Source organism: Psychrobacter sp. CX14 (genome assembly GCF_057396205.2).
Window position 1 is genome coordinate 650,323 of record NZ_CM183187.1, and the last position, 15,812, is coordinate 666,134.

A 15,812-nucleotide genomic window follows, 5' to 3' on the forward strand; every position below is an offset into this window, starting at 1 on the left:
GCTTATCTTGCTATTGTTTTAGCATCACGTTACGATAGCTGCCATCAATCGCAGTATTTTATGATTAAAATCTGCCCTCAAATTGCATCTGATTAAATATAAAGGACACCCCCTCACTATGCGTATAGACAATCGTGAGCACGATCAACTTCGCCAAGTTACTTTTGAGCGCAACTACACCAAACACGCTGAAGGCTCGGTACTTGTTTGCTTTGGTGATACCAAAGTATTATGTACGGCCAGTGTTGAATCGGGCGTACCGCGCTGGTTAAAAGGCAAGGGTAAAGGCTGGGTAACAGCAGAATACGGCATGCTACCACGCGCTACAAATACCCGTAATCAACGTGAAGCGGCTCGTGGCAAACAGTCAGGACGTACCCAAGAAATTCAACGTCTAATCGGTCGCAGCCTTCGTGCCATGGTCGATATGAGTAAGCTTGGCGAAAACACCATTTATGTCGATTGTGATGTATTGCAAGCAGATGGTGGCACACGTACAGCTAGTATCACAGGCGCAGCCATTGCTATGATTGATGCACTAGAGACATTACAGCGTCAGAAAAAGCTAAATACTGATCCCTTAATTGGACTGGTTGCAGCGGTATCTGTGGGTGTTAAAAATGGTGAAATTTTACTTGATTTAAATTATGAAGAAGACTCAAGCTGTGATACTGATTTGAATGTTGTGATGACTCAAAAAGGCGAGTTTATCGAGATTCAAGGCACCGCAGAAGAGAAACCTTTTACCCGTGCTGAAGCCGATAAAATGCTAGCAATGGCAGAAAAAGGCATTGCTGATTTGGTTAAATTACAACAAACCGCTTTGGGCTGGTAACAATAAGCCATAGGTCAGACACCACGGTTGGGCTAAAATAAGCGCAGACTCATCTAAAAGCAAAAACAAAGTTAAAAGTAGGGTCACTATGCTACAAGTCACAGACACAGGCGCAAACATTACCTTGTCGGGTAAAGCCACCGGACAAGGCGATGGCATATTCTGGTTTGGTGTGGCCCTACTAATAGGCGCTATCGGTGTTGCTATGGCGATGAGCTTATTGCCAGAACGTTTGGCAATAGGTGCACTGGCGGTATTGATTATTGGCAGCTTTGCCTTTAACGTGATGCGTAATAAACAAAAAAACGCCAGTCATGGCGAAATTAGCTCCGGCATCCTAAAGGTTCAACAAGGCATGTTCGTGCATAATATGCTTGGCAAAACCCAAACGGTCTTTGTACAAGCGGATGATCACATTGAACTAGATAACGCAGCACTCATTATTACCGACACCAATGGCAATCGTAAATGTCACATTACCGGTTTTGAGTCTAATAAAGAGGCTCAGGTGATGAAGGCAATCTTGCAAGGACAGCAGTTTGGCAAGCGTAATGCCAACATCAAAATGCAGTCCTCATAAGCTCTATAAGTTATTTTCTCTATAAATCATATCCTCGCATAGCCTAACGTCTTTGACATTATTATAAAAATATCTATAAAAACAGCTAAATAGCTAATATTCTGCTTGAATTCAAGCCGATAACCGGTTTATATTCTAAGTCTATCGTGATTATCCTTTAGGCCTAATGTTAAGGAGTGCCCCATGGATGCGGACACTTTGGCTATGATGTGTATCAAATCTATCAAACCATGCTCTATTCTTAAAAAAGCTATTATAGTGACGGCCTTATTTGGCACGTTAGCAAGCCCATTGGTGCATGCCGATGCCCTTGGCGATTTAATTCAGCAAAAGAACCAAACCTATACACCGCCTTCTGCGCCCTCTCATTCTGGTGCCAGAACAAGCAGCATATCGCCTTTTATGTCAGCAGCACCGCCAAGCTTTCATATGAGTTATGCAGCTGTACCAAATATCGATGCTGAGCATATCGATACCTTATATGCTGCTGAGCAAAGCGCAAGTTGGCCGAGCAAGCAGGTATTGCAAATGGTGCGTCAGATGGCACTAGACAATAAAGAGATTATTAAAGGGTCGTGCTGGGATTATTTGAATGCAGCATTTAGCAGAGCAGGAGTAGGGCGCGATACCGTCTTTAAAGGTGAATATCCTGCCGGACCGTTCGTCGATACCAATGAGATTCAGCCGGGCGATTGGCTATATTATGTCAATCACAGCTATCATGACGTTGAGCATAGCGGACTGTTTGTGGGCTGGCTAGACAAAGCTCAAAACCAAGCGCTGATTCTAAGCTATGCTGGTGAAAATCGACGAGAGCCTGCACGTTATAAGGTGTATGACGTCTCACACACCTATAACATCATACGCCCCAGTCTATAATAGCAAGAGTTTATAGAGGGAGGGTTAGAACGGTTTTACGATAACCAAAATCACCACTGCAATTAGAATAAACACGGGCAGCTCATTAAACCAGCGCCAGAAGACGTGGGTTTTGTGATGTGGGTTGTCTGCTAGCTTCTTGCGGTACGCGCCGCACATGCCGTGATAAGCGGATAATAAGACGACCAATAGTAGCTTAAGGTGCAGCCAGCCTTGTGTTTTATATACATCCCAGCCGATATATAGCATCCATAAACCAAATACCCAGGTGGCAATCATAGAGGGCGTCATAATACCGCGGTACAGCTTGCGCTCCATAATCACAAAGCGGTCTTGGCTGATTTTGTCATCACTCATCGCATGATACACAAACAGCCTAGGTAGATAAAAAATCGCCGCAAACCAACACACCATAGAAATGACATGCGCGGCCTTTATCCAGTTTAAATACTCTGCCATAGTGGCTCCTCATGGATTAAATATAGGGTGTTTTTGTTTCTGTAAATTCTGTCTTTATAAACTCTATCTTTACAAATACTGTTTGAGGCCACTGACGGCATCTACTACAGGTAGTGCAGGTCGAGGGGCAGTAGGGCTAAGCCCTAAAGTCCTCATTAGTCTGTCGTCATTAGACTGACTGGCATTGCCAGTGGTAAGTAGCTTATCACCGTAAAAGAACGAATTAGCCCCTGCCATAAATGCCAACGCTTGCTCTGAGTCTGATAGACTTTCCCGTCCTGCTGATAAACGTACGTAGCTTTTTGGGCAGCAGATCCGTGTCACCGCAATGGTACGTATCCATTCGAGCACAGGCAATTGCCCCTCCTCTAAGACTTTGTCACCAAGTGGGGTACCTTTGATCGGTACCAGTAAATTAACAGGGATAGACTCTGGTGGAATTGGCATGCGGGCAAGCTCATATACCCAGTCAATACGGTCTTCTCGCGTCTCACCCATACCCACAATACTGCCACTACACACATTAATGCCTGATTTGCGCACATTATCAATGGTTGCTAGGCGCTCGTCATAACTGCGGGTGCTGACCACCTGATCATAATAACGGCGAGAGGTATCTAAGTTGTGATTGTAGTAATCAAGGCCAGCATCCGCCAATTGCTCAGCTTGCTCTGTGCTTAGCATACCCAGTGTCATACACGTCTCAAGCCCTAAGGCTTTAACTTCTTTTATCAGCTCGGCGATATAAGGCATGTCTTTGGCGCTTGGATGTCTCCACGCTGCACCCATACAGAAGCGGGAAGACCCTGCCGCTTTGGCCTGCTTGGCCGCAGCAATAACTTTATCAACTGCAATACGTCTCTCAGCTTGCAAACCAGTTTTGTCGCGATGATGTCCTGACTGAGAACAATAGCCACAGTCTTCAGGGCAGTTGCCAGTTTTAATCGATAATAAGGTGCTAATCTGTACTTCATTGGCGTTAAAGTGCTGACGATGAACGGTTTGTGCCTGCAATAACAAGTCCATAAAGGGTAAATCAAACAGCTGCGCTACCTTCTCGCGAGTCAAAATACTGCCTTGAGTAGAGGTGGATTTGTCAGTGACAGAGCCATCATCAAGATTATCAATGGCTGTATTATTATTTGGCTGCATATTATTTGCAGCTTTATTTGGTGTGTGGCTCGATTTGGTGGCGGATAATACAGAAGACATAGAGCAATCCTTTAACGTTAACGCTAAGTTCATAGCCTATAATTGTAGCACTTAACCGCTTTGTACTGGATACAAAATGCCCAGCGGCGTTATACCACTGGGCGTCTTAGGGTCGCTGACTAAACAGACATCTAAATAGCGATATATCGCGAGTAATCGAACGTTAATGCGATTTAAATTACGCTATCTTATAGAGTGTTCTATTTAGACATTCTTTGTTTGGCAGCATTAAATAACTGAGCGGCGATACCTTGTGCTTTGGTTGCAAATGGACGTGCTTTTTTAAGCAGTGGTTTTATGTCCTCAGGAATAGGTGGCACGATGTGCTTCGCTAACTGGTTAAACCACATTAGTAAACTGTAATCGCCTTCCATGGTTAACTCTTTGTCCTGAATAGCAGTCATAAATGCGGCAACATCGCCACCTGTTAACAGCTTAACGCCAGTCATAGAATCTTTGAAGTTGATACGTAAGCTTGGATTATTCGCTTTACCTGAATACTGCTGGAAAGTGCCTTCATCAAACACATAATAACGGGCAACATCATCCGCTTCACTACCAAGCTCGATGCTTACTTTACGATCTTTTAAAATCTCTTCGATATTAGGATCGCCGCTTTTAGCAAGCATGGCCAAACGATAACCCACAGTAGCAAGTAGCGCGTCTAGTGGGTTGGCTTTGATATTTAAGATAGGAACAGTAAACATAATGAAATCCAAGTTTGAGTGAGTGAATGGGTTAGTGTCGATATGATATTAATGTCAATAGCAGGCTAGAAATCCGATAAGAAGTGCTTATCAAAGATATATCCAATGGGTTATGTCTTTAAGCAATAAGCTTAGAATCTTAAGCAAATTTTAACAAGCCATTTATGCGTTTATTTTAAAATAGATTAACCAAATATTATATCAATATTTTAAATGAAATACGGGCTTTAGAATATTGCGACTTGTACACTTTTTTAAAGCGCTTAGTAAAAGACTGTCGTATTTGTGGTTAAACCGTCCTGAGTGACGATAAGCAGAAAAAAGCCAAGCCGTTTAGGGCTTGGCTTTTTTTCGGAGTAAGAGGCTTATAGTTATTTTATTGATTTAGTTAATAGTGAGGGCTTACGTAAAACGGATATACCTTAAGTGTTTCAACAATTAATTGCGAAATCTTGGTGTGTAGTTTTTGTAAATAGGGGTGTGTTCGATATATTTGTCAGCTTGAGTAGCCAAACGTTTTCTGCTGCGAAATAAAGGTGCCATACGACGGTTAGAGGTCACAGGCTTGCTCTGTTGAGCTTTGTTATAGCGATAAACGATAAGTGCAAAGGTTACAAATATAGTCAAAGCAAATGCAGCGATATAGCTGACGGTAGTACTTGCAGGGGTGACCGCTGTGATAGCAGATTGCACACCTTCAACCACAAGATAGTAGCCCATACCGCCTAAAAGATAGCCTAATAAATAGCGGCGGCTAGAGAAAAATGTAGCGACAATGCCTATTGCAAGCATTGTATAGCCCAGTGTAGACCAAGATAAAGAGCCGGTAAGCCAAGTTTGACCAGTGGCTATAATGGTTTGAGTTGCCATGTTTTTTTGCCTCGTGAACTGTCAACGAATGAGAAGTGACACTAAAGAAAAGCAAATAACGTGCGTGCTTTTAAGGTCCTTCCTACGAATACCCTATCTACGTACGGTGCTCCATGTACGGCGCGATTATATAGGGGTGTTTTGCGATTGGTTGCCAGTTATTATGCCCATCTTTTTATAAAATACAAAGGCGCGAACAGTAATTTGCGACAACACCTGTCGTGTTATTTTAATGAAAATTTGACACAGTCGCGCACGCTATAAGTGGCAATGGCTGAGTTTTATTAACCCAAGAAAATTAAATTATTAAATTTTTGTTAAACTCAAATGTGACAAAACAAAGTGCTGATGAGCTGGTTTTATTTGTCTAAAATATCAGCTGGTGACCATAAAATAACCGACCCAAATCTGAGTCGGTTATTAGGTCAATTAAGCAAAATAAAATGATAGCCTAATAAAAAATAAAATCTAATAGGGTGCAGATTACAATAGGTCTTTCGCAGAATAGCCGAGCACGTATAGTACGCCCTCAAGTCCAGTGGCATTGATAGCGGCATCAGCGCGCGCACGCACAATCGGCTTGGCATGATAAGCAATGCCCAAATCAGCAATAGCCATCATGGCAAGATCATTAGCACCGTCACCAACACAGATAACTTGTGCGGTGGTCACGCCAATACGTTCAGCGATTTGCTCAACCAGTGTTGCTTTTCGCTCGCCATTAACGATAGGCAATACCACATTGCCGGTGACCACGCCATTTTCAATATCTAACTCATTGGCATGAATCTCATCAATGCCAAGCTCTTTAGCAATACGCTCAGCAAAATAAGTAAAGCCGCCCGATACCAGTACAGTATGGTAGCCGAGTGACTTTAATGTCGCAAGTAAGGTGCGTGCACCTGCAGATAAGGTTAATTGAGCCTGAATCTTATCAAGTGCTTCTATCGATAATCCTTCAAGCAGTGCCACACGCTCGCTAAAGGAGGTATCAAAGTCAATTTCTCCTCGCATCGCAGACTCGGTGATTTCGCTAACTTGCTCACCAATATTGGCATGTTTGGCGAGCTCATTAATCACTTCTTGCTCGATAAGCGTTGAGTCCATATCAAACACAGCAATACGGTGCGGACGTAGCATATTGGCCAGCGATACGATATGACAGTCAATGGCTGCATCACCACCAAGGGTATCAGTAATTGGTAGGGTATCGATAAACTGGCGCAGATGTGAAGTCATGCCATCATCTAACAGATGCGCGGCGGCATTCTTTTTGCCAGGTTGCATGGTTTTGGTATCAGCAGGCATGAGGATGTAGCGATAGGTGAGTACCGAGGTCAAACGGTCGCTGCCGGTTTGGTCATCTAGATTATCGGTGCTACGTACCACTTTGATAAGCTGCCAAAGCGGGTTTTGGGCATCCCAATCATCAATATGTGCCTCAAAAGCGGCCTTCTTCTCTTCATAAGAGTCGCCAGCACGTAACGCTTGCTCTTGCACCACCACAGATAGAGCGAAAACAGGTAGCGCCTCTAACTGTTCGATTAGAGGCAAAGAGATTTTGCCCTGACTTTGGCTGTCATTATCCAAATTAACATCATCAAAACGCAGGTGACTGGGCAACAAATCATTAGCTTGTTGCAAAGCGCTCAACCACGACTTTAAATGTGCGGTCATGCCGGCACCGAAGGTCGCAAAGTTGGCTTCGGCGTCTGATATGGTGTTTGAAGTGGTTTGATGGGCCAAAAAGTCATTATTTTGGTTATTAGTTGTAGTATTTTTTGTCATGGCGAGCTAAGCCCCTTGTAAGCGTAAGCAAGATTAGGAATAATAGGGCGTGCTCAAAATTGAAGCACCTCCTACCTATTAACAAAAGTTTAGCATAACATGACCTATTTAGCGCCACGGCAAGGCTTGTTTGCCATAATTATTCTCATCAGCTTCTTTATTCAGACCACGTTACTGCTTATCAGTACCGATCAGCAGCTTGATGAGCTGAAAATGCAGACGGGCGAAAGAATGTTGATTCAACTTATTGAAGAGGTTAAGTTGCCTTTATTAAGTAAAGATAAAGTCAGCTTAAGCGTCTTAACTGGTCGATATACCAGTGAAAATAACGTTGCAAGCTTAACAGTGAAAGACATTGATGGTGAGGTATTGCTACAGACAGGGCAAGCGCAGCTGTTAGGCGGTGATACCATCAGTAAGCAAGTGATTATGGGTGACACGGTCATTGGTAAGGTTGATATGACCTTGCGTGATACCAGTAATGGTGAGATTATCGCTTCCCAATGGATATTTATTTTGGGTTCTTTTATTACCCATCTATTTATTTGGCTCATTTATGGGTATATTGCGCGTCCGACGCGTGCGCAGCTGGCCAAACTTAGCCGTGATGTGCAAGAGCGTCTGCGATTGCAGCAGCAAGAGATGGGTGTTAGTCGCCGTGTCGCTCAGGTTGACGACACCGATACAGAGAATCGCGGTGAAAGTGTGTTGGGTCCGAATCTACATCATGCATTGAATCAATATATTCAATCGCATCAAGATGAGGATGGCGAGCAAGAGCCGGCAAATTCAGTCTCTAATAATAGGACATTAGGTCAAGCAGATAATACTCAAAAAACAACGCCTGCAGTGCAAGACATTTTAACCAAAATAGATGATAATAACGCCAAAGATCAGAATCAAAATAGGGGTTCTGAGCAGTCATTAGTAGCCGCTAAGACTACGCAAACGACAGCGCAAAACAAGCCACTTGGTCTGATGTCAAATCGTCCGCTTGAAGTGGCGACAGTGCAAATACAGTTTTATGATCCTAATAATTTAATGGGTACGTTAGCGGCTGAGAAGTCCAAACCTTATTTTGCGTTATGTACTCAGTTGTTAGAGCGCACGATAGATGAGTTATTAAAGCAGCCATTATTATTCGGTGTGACCGTTAAGAACACGCCAGTATTTAATCAAAATGGCGCCACGGTTGAATTTAGTAACAATAGCAGCCATAGTAAGGCAGCGCTTGCGGCAATGATGCTTGCAAAGGCCTATGTCATGCTCAATCAGGTGACTTATATCAAGCACCGCGAGTTACAGCGTTTTGCATTAGAAGTGCGTGTCGGTGTCAGCGATGATGCGGCCAGCGATAAGATGGCTCAACTGTTACAGAATAATGCTGAGGCAAATGATATCTTGGCATTATTGCCAACCGCGGGTATCAAGCAATTAAGTGGGCAAATTCAGTTAGATAACTTAAAAAACCCAACCACCGTCTATGAGCGTGATTGCGCCTCATTAAAAGGCGTTAGCGAATCAATGATGGATCGTTTAATTAGTGTCAGAAATGCGGTATTGTTATCAGCAACCAACTAAATAAAAGATAAGTATTAAAGCTGATCAACGCTTTCATATTGATTTTGTGCAATCACATAACCCATAATCAACAGGTCGAATCAGACCATTAAGATAAAAGGAAAAAGACATGAGTGATAATGATCTTGATGATTTCGATGATGATAACTTTGAAGATGACGATGATGCCAAAAAGATAGATGAAGCAGAAGCAGAGTCAGCACGCTTAACGAGTCTTGAGAAGCGTCGTCTTATTGATAATATGTTAGAAGAGAAGCGTTTAGCCCGTGAGTTAAAAGACGGCTTTGATGACGACTTCGACGATGATTTCGATGACGACGACTTTGATGATGACGATGATTTTGATGATCTAGATGATGAATAGTTAACAAGGCTAGCCCAGTATTAACTGATCTGGCTGGCCTTTGTTGATCTTTGTGAGTTATAGTTCTTTGTGAGTTATAGTTAGCTAGTCTACAGCGGCGTGTGTCTTTGCCGCTCATCAGTCATTGTTCATTTACTCATTCATCAATTAAGGCGTTGTACTAACGGGTTGCAAATTACTTATTTACTGCACTTGATAGGGATGACTCGTATCCGTTATTCGCTCTATACCTGCCTCTTATCTGCTCTCAGATAACCGCTGCTTAACCTATTATAATTCTTATTAAATAAATCCATATATAACACCCAAAAAAGAGATTGCTATGACTTTAGATGAGCTAAAAGATTTTCTTGATTCTGATGCCAACGAACACGGCCTTGATAGTGTGGCAACCCATGGCTTTTTGACCGCAACTGTGGTCGGTAAAGAGCTGCCAAATTGGATGTCGCACCTGTTTGAAGGTCAAGACAGCAAGGTGGATAAGGCTGTTAAACAAGCGATTAAAGCGTGGCGTCATGCGCTGCTAGAAGATTTACAGAATGAAGATGGTATTGAGTTGCCGTTAGAGCTTGATGAAGACTCAGGTGAGATGGATTTCTCACCAGAATCAGAGCTAACGGCTTGGTCTATTGGCTTTGTCGATGCCATGTATGGCGATGAAGGCGTTGACTGGTTTGACGATGAAGATAGTGCTGAAGACGTGGCTATGCTGACGCTGCCGATGATGGTATTTAGTGGCATTGATGCGGTTGATGGTGAAGAAGATGAAGATTTGGCCGAAATTCGTCGTGATGATGATGCACTGGCGCAAATGGCAAACAATATCGAAGCCAATTTAACAGAGCTGTTCTTACTGTTCCATACCGAAGAGTAATCTGCACTTTATACTAAAGAATCAACACTGACAGGCGACAATCATGCAATTATCAAATCTTGAGCACTTACCTGGCTACGTTATTACCGAACGTTTGGATGTGGTGTACGGCAGTACAGTGCGCTCAAAGCATGTGGGTAAAGATATATTTGCAGGTCTAAAGAACCTCGTGGGTGGTGAGCTGACAGCCTACACTGAGCTACTTGAAGAGTCACGACAAGAAGCCATTGAGCGTATGATGGTCAAGGCACAAGCGCTTGGCGCAGATGCCATTGTGGGTCTGCGCTTTTCTACATCTAGTATTGCTCAGGGTGCCTCTGAGCTGTTTGTTTATGGTACGGCGGTAAAAGCAGTGGCTGAGTCTCAATTCAATGCGTCAAACAATGCTACTTCTCAGCCAACGCCACCCTCTAGCGTACCTCCTTTACCCGCATCTGACGCTCTAAACAAGTTAGACTAATCGTGTTGCCAACTAACTGTAACAAAGTCAAATCCCATAAAGCTATAATGAATAGGACATCACATTAATGGACGTATTTCTTGATTTTTTAATCAACAATGGCGTCTTTATTGGCCTATTTTTAATAGGTTGGCTTTTTGGTCGCTTTAATGAACGCGATCATTTGCAAAAGCTGGCTGCTGCCGAAAAGGAGCTGGGTCATATTGTGGTGTCAAGTGAGCGCTTTTATCGACCCAAAATAGCCGAAGAGACTCAAGGCGCATTGGTCATGGGTAGTGTGGTGATTGCGCAGGATTATTTTAAGATGATTATTGCCAAAATTCTAAATTTCTTTGGTAAAAATTTGACGACCTATGAGACCTTATTGGATCGTGCCCGCCGTGAGGCATTAGTACGTATGAAGCTTGAAGCGCAATTTATGGGCTATAATCAAGTGTTTGGGATACGTTTAGAAGTGACCAGTATCAATGCAGCCGGCAGTATGGTCGAAGCTATTGCTTACGGCACAGCAGTGTATACCATTGATAATCCGAAGATTCCACCGCCGTTGCCAGATTTTTAGAGGGCTCAAATACTTGAGCTTTTGAATGAGTTATTTTTCCTGCCTTATTGTCTTACCTAACAGACCCTAATCATACCAGCCCTTTTTAAACCTTTCTAAATCCTTTTCTTTAAACTTCTCAATATCGTACTGTAATGCCCGTGCCTTAAGGACGGTAACAAACACCACACCACCGATTGTGTTTCCAATCAATGCCAAAAGGATAAACTGTAGATAATCGGCAAAACCGGTATTGGTGTATAACACTCCAGAAAACACCTCAATATTGCCGACTATACTATGATGTAAGCCTAAGACACCGATACAAGCAGTGATCAATGTCACCAGTACTATACGACTCAAGGTGTCGCGGGCGGAGGTGACCAGCCAAGCAGCTAGACCCATCAGCCAGCCTGCCATGATGGCACTACTGAGCAGTACCCACCACTCATAATGCAGGACATGATGGCTTAAATAATCGATATGCTCAGTAGCAAACCATCCCATTTTCAAGCCTAGCCCGACTATCGTTGCGCTAAATACCCATCCACCAAGTAAGTTACCTGCGATGACGATTAACCAAAGTCTAATCAACTTTGTGACGCTCTCTAAGCCCACCACGACTGGTAAGCTTAGCAAGGAGGTTTGCTCGGTATAGAGTAAGGATTGTCCGACAACGACGACAATAAAGCCGATAGGATACAGCAAAGATGCCAGTGTTATGGCGTGTTCAGTTGGCATGAGTGGTAATAAAACTGCCAGTACGGTGGTCAGCATAATATAACTAATGCCAATCTCTAGCCCAGCGATAAAGGCACTGGTTAACACTGATCCATCTGAGCGTTTGAGCGTATGGCGTGCGTCAATAAACTGTTCGATTAATATGCTGGCGTAGCTTTTAGGCTTACTATAGCTTTCATCTGCTGCTAAGTTTTTTAGGGTCTCTCGACTTTGTGGGTCAACATCATCAAACTCCTCGTCTTCGATAGAGTTGGTTAAATTTGATGGATCATCGTCCGTCTCGCTATGGCTGTCGTCTTCTTGTATCATTCTGTTATTTTCACCTGTCAAAGTGTCCTCTTGTGATGTCATAGGTCGTTGAGAAGAAGGGTTATTTGGTTCAGTTTTTTGAGTGTCTGCTGTGTTCATATTGATATTGGCTTATCAGTATTAGCTTATCAATTAAGTTTAGCCAATAGATAGAAGGTTGGTGTCGATTTTAGAGTGCGTTTAAAGTGTTTGGTTTGTCTTTAATCTATACTATAAATCTAGCTATATTGTTTCAATTGGCTTTATGAAGTATTTATTATTAAAAGAGTAATACCAAATTTAGAAATTAACCTTGTTTAATTGATTTATTCCTAAACTGGCTCAAATTTACCAGTCAAAATGGCTAAAATGAAAGCTATCTCAATTGCCATCTAACAAAATCCGCTAATCTGCGTTAAAATCACTCTACTATTAACTTTATTCAATCAATAAATCCAAAAGACCACCAAAAATAAGACAATTCTATTATGAGCAATCCCAACGCAAATACAAATTTAACTGAACTAACCACCTCTATCCAATCTGCCTTAAAACAATTAGAAAATGCCTACAACCCTAGCGAAGTAGAGCAAGGCATGTACCAAAACTGGGAAGAAAAGGGCTATTTTAAACCCAGCTTTGATAGCAAGGAGTCGTTCTCTATTGCGCTGCCACCGCCCAATGTGACGGGTAGCCTACACATGGGTCATGGCTTTAACAACGCCATTATGGATTCGTTGACTCGTTATCACCGTATGCTAGGCGACAACACGCTATGGCAGCCGGGTACCGACCATGCGGGTATCGCCACTCAAATGGTGGTTGAGCGTCGCCTTAATGCCGAGGGTATTAAGCGTACTGACCTGACCCGTGAAGACTTTATCGATAAAGTATGGGAATGGAAAGAAGAGTCGGGCGATAACATTACCCGTCAAATCCGCCGTTTAGGTAGCTCGGTCGATTGGTCACGTGAGCGCTTCACTATGGATGAGGGCTTGTCCAATGCGGTAAAAGAAGTGTTTGTGCGTTTGCATGAAGATGGTTTGATTTATCGCGGTAAACGACTAGTCAATTGGGATCCTAAATTCCAAACCGCCTTATCAGATTTAGAGGTTGAAAACCATGACGAAAATGGCTCGTTATGGCACTTCCGCTATTATTTCACTGATAAATCGGTTAAGACTCAAGACGGCAAAGACTATGTGGTCGTTGCGACGACTCGTCCTGAAACCTTGTTAGGCGATACAGCGGTTGCAGTCAATCCAAAAGATGAGCGTTATGCACATTTAGTTGGCAAAACGATTTCTCTACCGATTACAGGTCGCGAAGTGCCGATTGTTGCCGATGATTATGTCGATATTGAGTTTGGTACGGGCGTGGTTAAAATCACCCCTGCGCATGACTTTAACGATTATGAATTGGGTCGTCGTCATGAAACAGCGCTGATTAATATCTTTGATAAATATGCTCATATCTTGCCAGCGATGGAGATTTATCCAGACTTGCAAACCCGCGACCCACAGCTTGAACCCACTCCCGAAGCCTACATCGGTCTTGAGCGTTTTGAGGCCCGTAAACAACTGGTTGCACAAGCAAAAGAGGAAGGCTGGCTAGAGGACATTGAAGACTACCAACTTAAAGCGCCTCGTGGTGATCGTAGTGGCGTGATAGTTGAACCGTGGTTGACGGATCAATGGTATGTGGCGATGGAGCAACTTGCCAAACCGGCGATTGATGCGGTCGAAGACGGCAGTATCGAGTTTGTACCTGCGCAATACAAAAACATGTATATGGCATGGATGACCGATATTCAAGACTGGTGTATCAGCCGTCAATTGTGGTGGGGGCATCGCATCCCTGCTTGGTATGACAATGATGACAACATTTATGTGGCTCGTGACGAGGCGGAAGTACGACAAAAGTACAATCTAGCCGACAATGTCGAATTGCGTCAAGATGAAGACGTGTTAGATACGTGGTTTAGCTCAGGATTATGGACGTTTAGCACCTTGGGTTGGGGTGACCTGCTTGTTGTTAATAACAGTGCGGACGACAAACGAGTGCTTGAGACTTTCCATCCGACCAGTGTGTTGGTGACAGGCTTTGACATCATTTTCTTCTGGGTAGCCCGCATGATAATGCTGACCATGCACTTTATGAAGAATAAGGATGGTAGCCCACAAGTCCCATTCAAAAAGGTCTATGTGCATGGGCTAGTGCGTGATGGTAACGGTCAAAAAATGTCAAAATCAAAGGGCAACGTGCTTGACCCAATTGACTTGATTGATGGTATCGATCTTGAGTCACTGGTCGAAAAACGTACCAGCAACATGATGAACCCCAAAGACGCCAAAAAGATTGAAAAGCAAACCCGTAAAGAATTCCCCGACGGCATTCCTGCCTTTGGTACGGATGCGTTGCGCTTTACCTTTACCTCACTCGCCAGTACAGGTCGTGATATCAACTTTGACCTAAAACGGGTTGAGGGCTATCGTAACTTTGCCAACAAAATTTGGAACGCCAGTCGTTTTGTACTGATGAACTGCGTTGAAAAAGTGGAAGAAGGTGAGGTGACCGCATTACCTATCGACCAAACCGCCAATCCTGACGTGTGGGAGTTGCCTGAAAAATGGATTATGAGTCGTCTTAACTCGACCATCAGCAATATCCATCAGCATTTTGCCCAATATCGCCTCGATATGGTCAGCCAAGATATTTACGAATTTATCTGGAATGAATATTGCGATTGGTATGTCGAGCTTGCCAAGGCGAGTCTTAATGACAACTCGGTGAGCGACGAGCGCAAAGCGCAAATTCGTTACGTGCTACTTAACGTATTAGAGACGGCACTACGTTTCACCCATCCGATTATGCCGTATCTGACCGAAGAAATTTGGCAGACTATTGCGCCCTTGCTTGATCGTAAAAATACCGACAGTATCGTGATTGCTGACTATCCACAAGCGGACAATAGCCAAATCAACGAGCAGGTTGAAGCTGACATGGCATGGCTACAAGCCCTTATCGCTGGCGTGCGTAACATTCGCGGTGAAATGAAACTGGGTAATGCGGTGCGTCTGCCTGTGCTGTTGCAAAACATCACCGATGAGCAAATCGCCAGCCTAAACCGTATCGAAAACCAGTTTAAAGCGCTTGCCAAAGTTGAAAGCCTGACTATTGTAAAAGAGGGTGAAGAGGTTCCGCTTTCTTCATCTAGCATGGTGGGTAAATTGCGTATTTTAGTCCCAATGAAAGGGCTAATTGACCCGACTGCCGAGCTGGCACGTTTGGGTAAAGCGCAAGAGAAGCTACAAAAGCAAGCTGATGGTATCGCCCGTAAACTAGGTAATGAGGGTTTTGTCAGTAAAGCACCTCCTGCCGTTGTGGATGCGGAAAAGGCGAAGCTTGAGGAATTGCAAGGTCAGCTCAAAGTAATGAGTGAGCAGATGGCGCAGTTGGAGGCGCTTTAAAAGAGCAAAAATGAAAAGCAAAAGCCTAAAAAGCATGGCCTCAGCATTTAATCCTTTAAAAGGGGAGAGATATGCGGGTCATGCGTAGGCTTTTATTAAAGGTTTTGCTCAGCGCTCGTCCCTCGTATAGGATATGTAATTTAGAAAATAGAAACTTTAGTAT

At 43.5% G+C, this 15,812-nt stretch carries 15 protein-coding genes; 9 read left to right on the forward strand and 6 right to left on the reverse strand.

Features of this window, described 5'->3' with window-relative positions:
- Positions 1-118: 118 nt before the first annotated feature.
- The 3 genes from rph (at position 119) to AC2SLO_RS02755 (ending at position 2,294) form a co-directional block, all read left to right on the forward strand.
- On the forward strand, positions 119-835 hold the full coding sequence (gene rph, locus AC2SLO_RS02745; RefSeq protein ID WP_486542017.1) for a ribonuclease PH: 717 nt from the start codon (positions 119-121) through the stop codon (positions 833-835).
- An 88-nt stretch (positions 836-923) separates the two neighbouring features.
- On the forward strand, positions 924-1,415 hold the full coding sequence (locus AC2SLO_RS02750; protein ID WP_486542019.1) for a hypothetical protein: 492 nt from the start codon (positions 924-926) through the stop codon (positions 1,413-1,415).
- Between the two features lie 183 nt (positions 1,416-1,598).
- Complete coding sequence (locus AC2SLO_RS02755; protein WP_486542021.1) at positions 1,599-2,294, forward strand: hypothetical protein; 696 nt, start codon at positions 1,599-1,601, stop codon at positions 2,292-2,294.
- A gap of 24 nt (positions 2,295-2,318) precedes the next feature.
- Here AC2SLO_RS02755 and hemJ read toward each other — a convergent pair whose 3' ends face one another.
- The 5 genes from hemJ to serB form a co-directional block, all read right to left on the reverse strand.
- Positions 2,319-2,753 carry a protoporphyrinogen oxidase HemJ gene (gene hemJ, locus AC2SLO_RS02760; protein WP_486542023.1) on the reverse strand — a complete coding sequence of 145 codons (435 nt, stop codon included), beginning with the start codon at positions 2,751-2,753 and terminating at the stop codon, positions 2,319-2,321.
- Between the two features lie 69 nt (positions 2,754-2,822).
- On the reverse strand, positions 2,823-3,965 hold the full coding sequence (bioB, locus tag AC2SLO_RS02765) for a biotin synthase BioB (RefSeq protein WP_486542025.1): 1,143 nt from the start codon (positions 3,963-3,965) through the stop codon (positions 2,823-2,825).
- Positions 3,966-4,165: 200 nt separating this feature from the next.
- Positions 4,166-4,672, reverse strand: a complete 507-nt coding sequence (locus tag AC2SLO_RS02770) for a hypothetical protein (protein ID WP_486542027.1) — start codon at positions 4,670-4,672, stop codon at positions 4,166-4,168.
- Positions 4,673-5,110: 438 nt separating this feature from the next.
- Entirely contained in the window at positions 5,111-5,542 is a 432-nt protein-coding gene (aciT, locus tag AC2SLO_RS02775; protein ID WP_486542029.1) for an AciT family ciprofloxacin tolerance protein, read from the reverse strand.
- A gap of 483 nt (positions 5,543-6,025) precedes the next feature.
- Positions 6,026-7,330: a phosphoserine phosphatase SerB gene (gene serB, locus AC2SLO_RS02780; protein WP_486542031.1), complete on the reverse strand. Its 1,305-nt coding sequence runs from the start codon at positions 7,328-7,330 to the stop codon at positions 6,026-6,028.
- 99 nt (positions 7,331-7,429) lie between these two features.
- On the opposite strand from serB, the gene AC2SLO_RS02785 reads away from it, so the two are divergent.
- The 5 genes from AC2SLO_RS02785 (at position 7,430) to AC2SLO_RS02805 (ending at position 11,171) form a co-directional block, all read left to right on the forward strand.
- Complete coding sequence (locus tag AC2SLO_RS02785; protein ID WP_486542033.1) at positions 7,430-8,911, forward strand: hypothetical protein; 1,482 nt, start codon at positions 7,430-7,432, stop codon at positions 8,909-8,911.
- 109 nt (positions 8,912-9,020) lie between these two features.
- Complete coding sequence (locus AC2SLO_RS02790; protein ID WP_486542035.1) at positions 9,021-9,275, forward strand: PA3496 family putative envelope integrity protein; 255 nt, start codon at positions 9,021-9,023, stop codon at positions 9,273-9,275.
- A 322-nt stretch (positions 9,276-9,597) separates the two neighbouring features.
- Positions 9,598-10,149: a YecA/YgfB family protein gene (locus AC2SLO_RS02795; RefSeq protein WP_486542037.1), complete on the forward strand. Its 552-nt coding sequence runs from the start codon at positions 9,598-9,600 to the stop codon at positions 10,147-10,149.
- Positions 10,150-10,192: 43 nt separating this feature from the next.
- Positions 10,193-10,609 (forward strand): YbjQ family protein, encoded by a 417-nt coding sequence (locus AC2SLO_RS02800; RefSeq protein WP_486542039.1) that lies wholly within the window; start codon positions 10,193-10,195, stop codon positions 10,607-10,609.
- Positions 10,610-10,676: 67 nt separating this feature from the next.
- Positions 10,677-11,171, forward strand: a complete 495-nt coding sequence (locus AC2SLO_RS02805; RefSeq protein WP_486542041.1) for a YbjQ family protein — start codon at positions 10,677-10,679, stop codon at positions 11,169-11,171.
- A gap of 66 nt (positions 11,172-11,237) precedes the next feature.
- Here AC2SLO_RS02805 and AC2SLO_RS02810 read toward each other — a convergent pair whose 3' ends face one another.
- A complete protein-coding gene (locus AC2SLO_RS02810) occupies positions 11,238-12,299 on the reverse strand; it encodes a formate/nitrite transporter family protein (protein WP_486542043.1) in 1,062 nt (353 codons plus the stop codon).
- 368 nt (positions 12,300-12,667) lie between these two features.
- Here AC2SLO_RS02810 and AC2SLO_RS02815 point away from each other — a divergent pair, with 368 nt between their 5' ends.
- Entirely contained in the window at positions 12,668-15,649 is a 2,982-nt protein-coding gene (locus AC2SLO_RS02815; RefSeq protein ID WP_486542045.1) for a valine--tRNA ligase, read from the forward strand.
- Positions 15,650-15,812: the final 163 nt, after the last annotated feature.

Excerpts from the sequence above, each read along its gene's own strand:
- rph (WP_486542017.1), top strand. The coding sequence starts at position 119 with ATGCGTATAGACAATCGTGAGCACGATCAACTTCGCCAAGTTACTTTT.
- AC2SLO_RS02750 (WP_486542019.1), top strand. The coding sequence starts at position 924 with ATGCTACAAGTCACAGACACAGGCGCAAACATTACCTTGTCGGGTAAA.
- AC2SLO_RS02755 (WP_486542021.1), top strand. The coding sequence starts at position 1,599 with ATGGATGCGGACACTTTGGCTATGATGTGTATCAAATCTATCAAACCA.
- hemJ (WP_486542023.1), bottom strand. The coding sequence starts at position 2,753 with ATGGCAGAGTATTTAAACTGGATAAAGGCCGCGCATGTCATTTCTATG.
- bioB (WP_486542025.1), bottom strand. The coding sequence starts at position 3,965 with ATGTCTTCTGTATTATCCGCCACCAAATCGAGCCACACACCAAATAAA.
- AC2SLO_RS02770 (WP_486542027.1), bottom strand. The coding sequence starts at position 4,672 with ATGTTTACTGTTCCTATCTTAAATATCAAAGCCAACCCACTAGACGCG.
- aciT (WP_486542029.1), bottom strand. The coding sequence starts at position 5,542 with ATGGCAACTCAAACCATTATAGCCACTGGTCAAACTTGGCTTACCGGC.
- serB (WP_486542031.1), bottom strand. The coding sequence starts at position 7,330 with ATGACAAAAAATACTACAACTAATAACCAAAATAATGACTTTTTGGCC.
- AC2SLO_RS02785 (WP_486542033.1), top strand. The coding sequence starts at position 7,430 with ATGACCTATTTAGCGCCACGGCAAGGCTTGTTTGCCATAATTATTCTC.
- AC2SLO_RS02790 (WP_486542035.1), top strand. The coding sequence starts at position 9,021 with ATGAGTGATAATGATCTTGATGATTTCGATGATGATAACTTTGAAGAT.
- AC2SLO_RS02795 (WP_486542037.1), top strand. The coding sequence starts at position 9,598 with ATGACTTTAGATGAGCTAAAAGATTTTCTTGATTCTGATGCCAACGAA.
- AC2SLO_RS02800 (WP_486542039.1), top strand. The coding sequence starts at position 10,193 with ATGCAATTATCAAATCTTGAGCACTTACCTGGCTACGTTATTACCGAA.
- AC2SLO_RS02805 (WP_486542041.1), top strand. The coding sequence starts at position 10,677 with ATGGACGTATTTCTTGATTTTTTAATCAACAATGGCGTCTTTATTGGC.
- AC2SLO_RS02810 (WP_486542043.1), bottom strand. The coding sequence starts at position 12,299 with ATGAACACAGCAGACACTCAAAAAACTGAACCAAATAACCCTTCTTCT.
- AC2SLO_RS02815 (WP_486542045.1), top strand. The coding sequence starts at position 12,668 with ATGAGCAATCCCAACGCAAATACAAATTTAACTGAACTAACCACCTCT.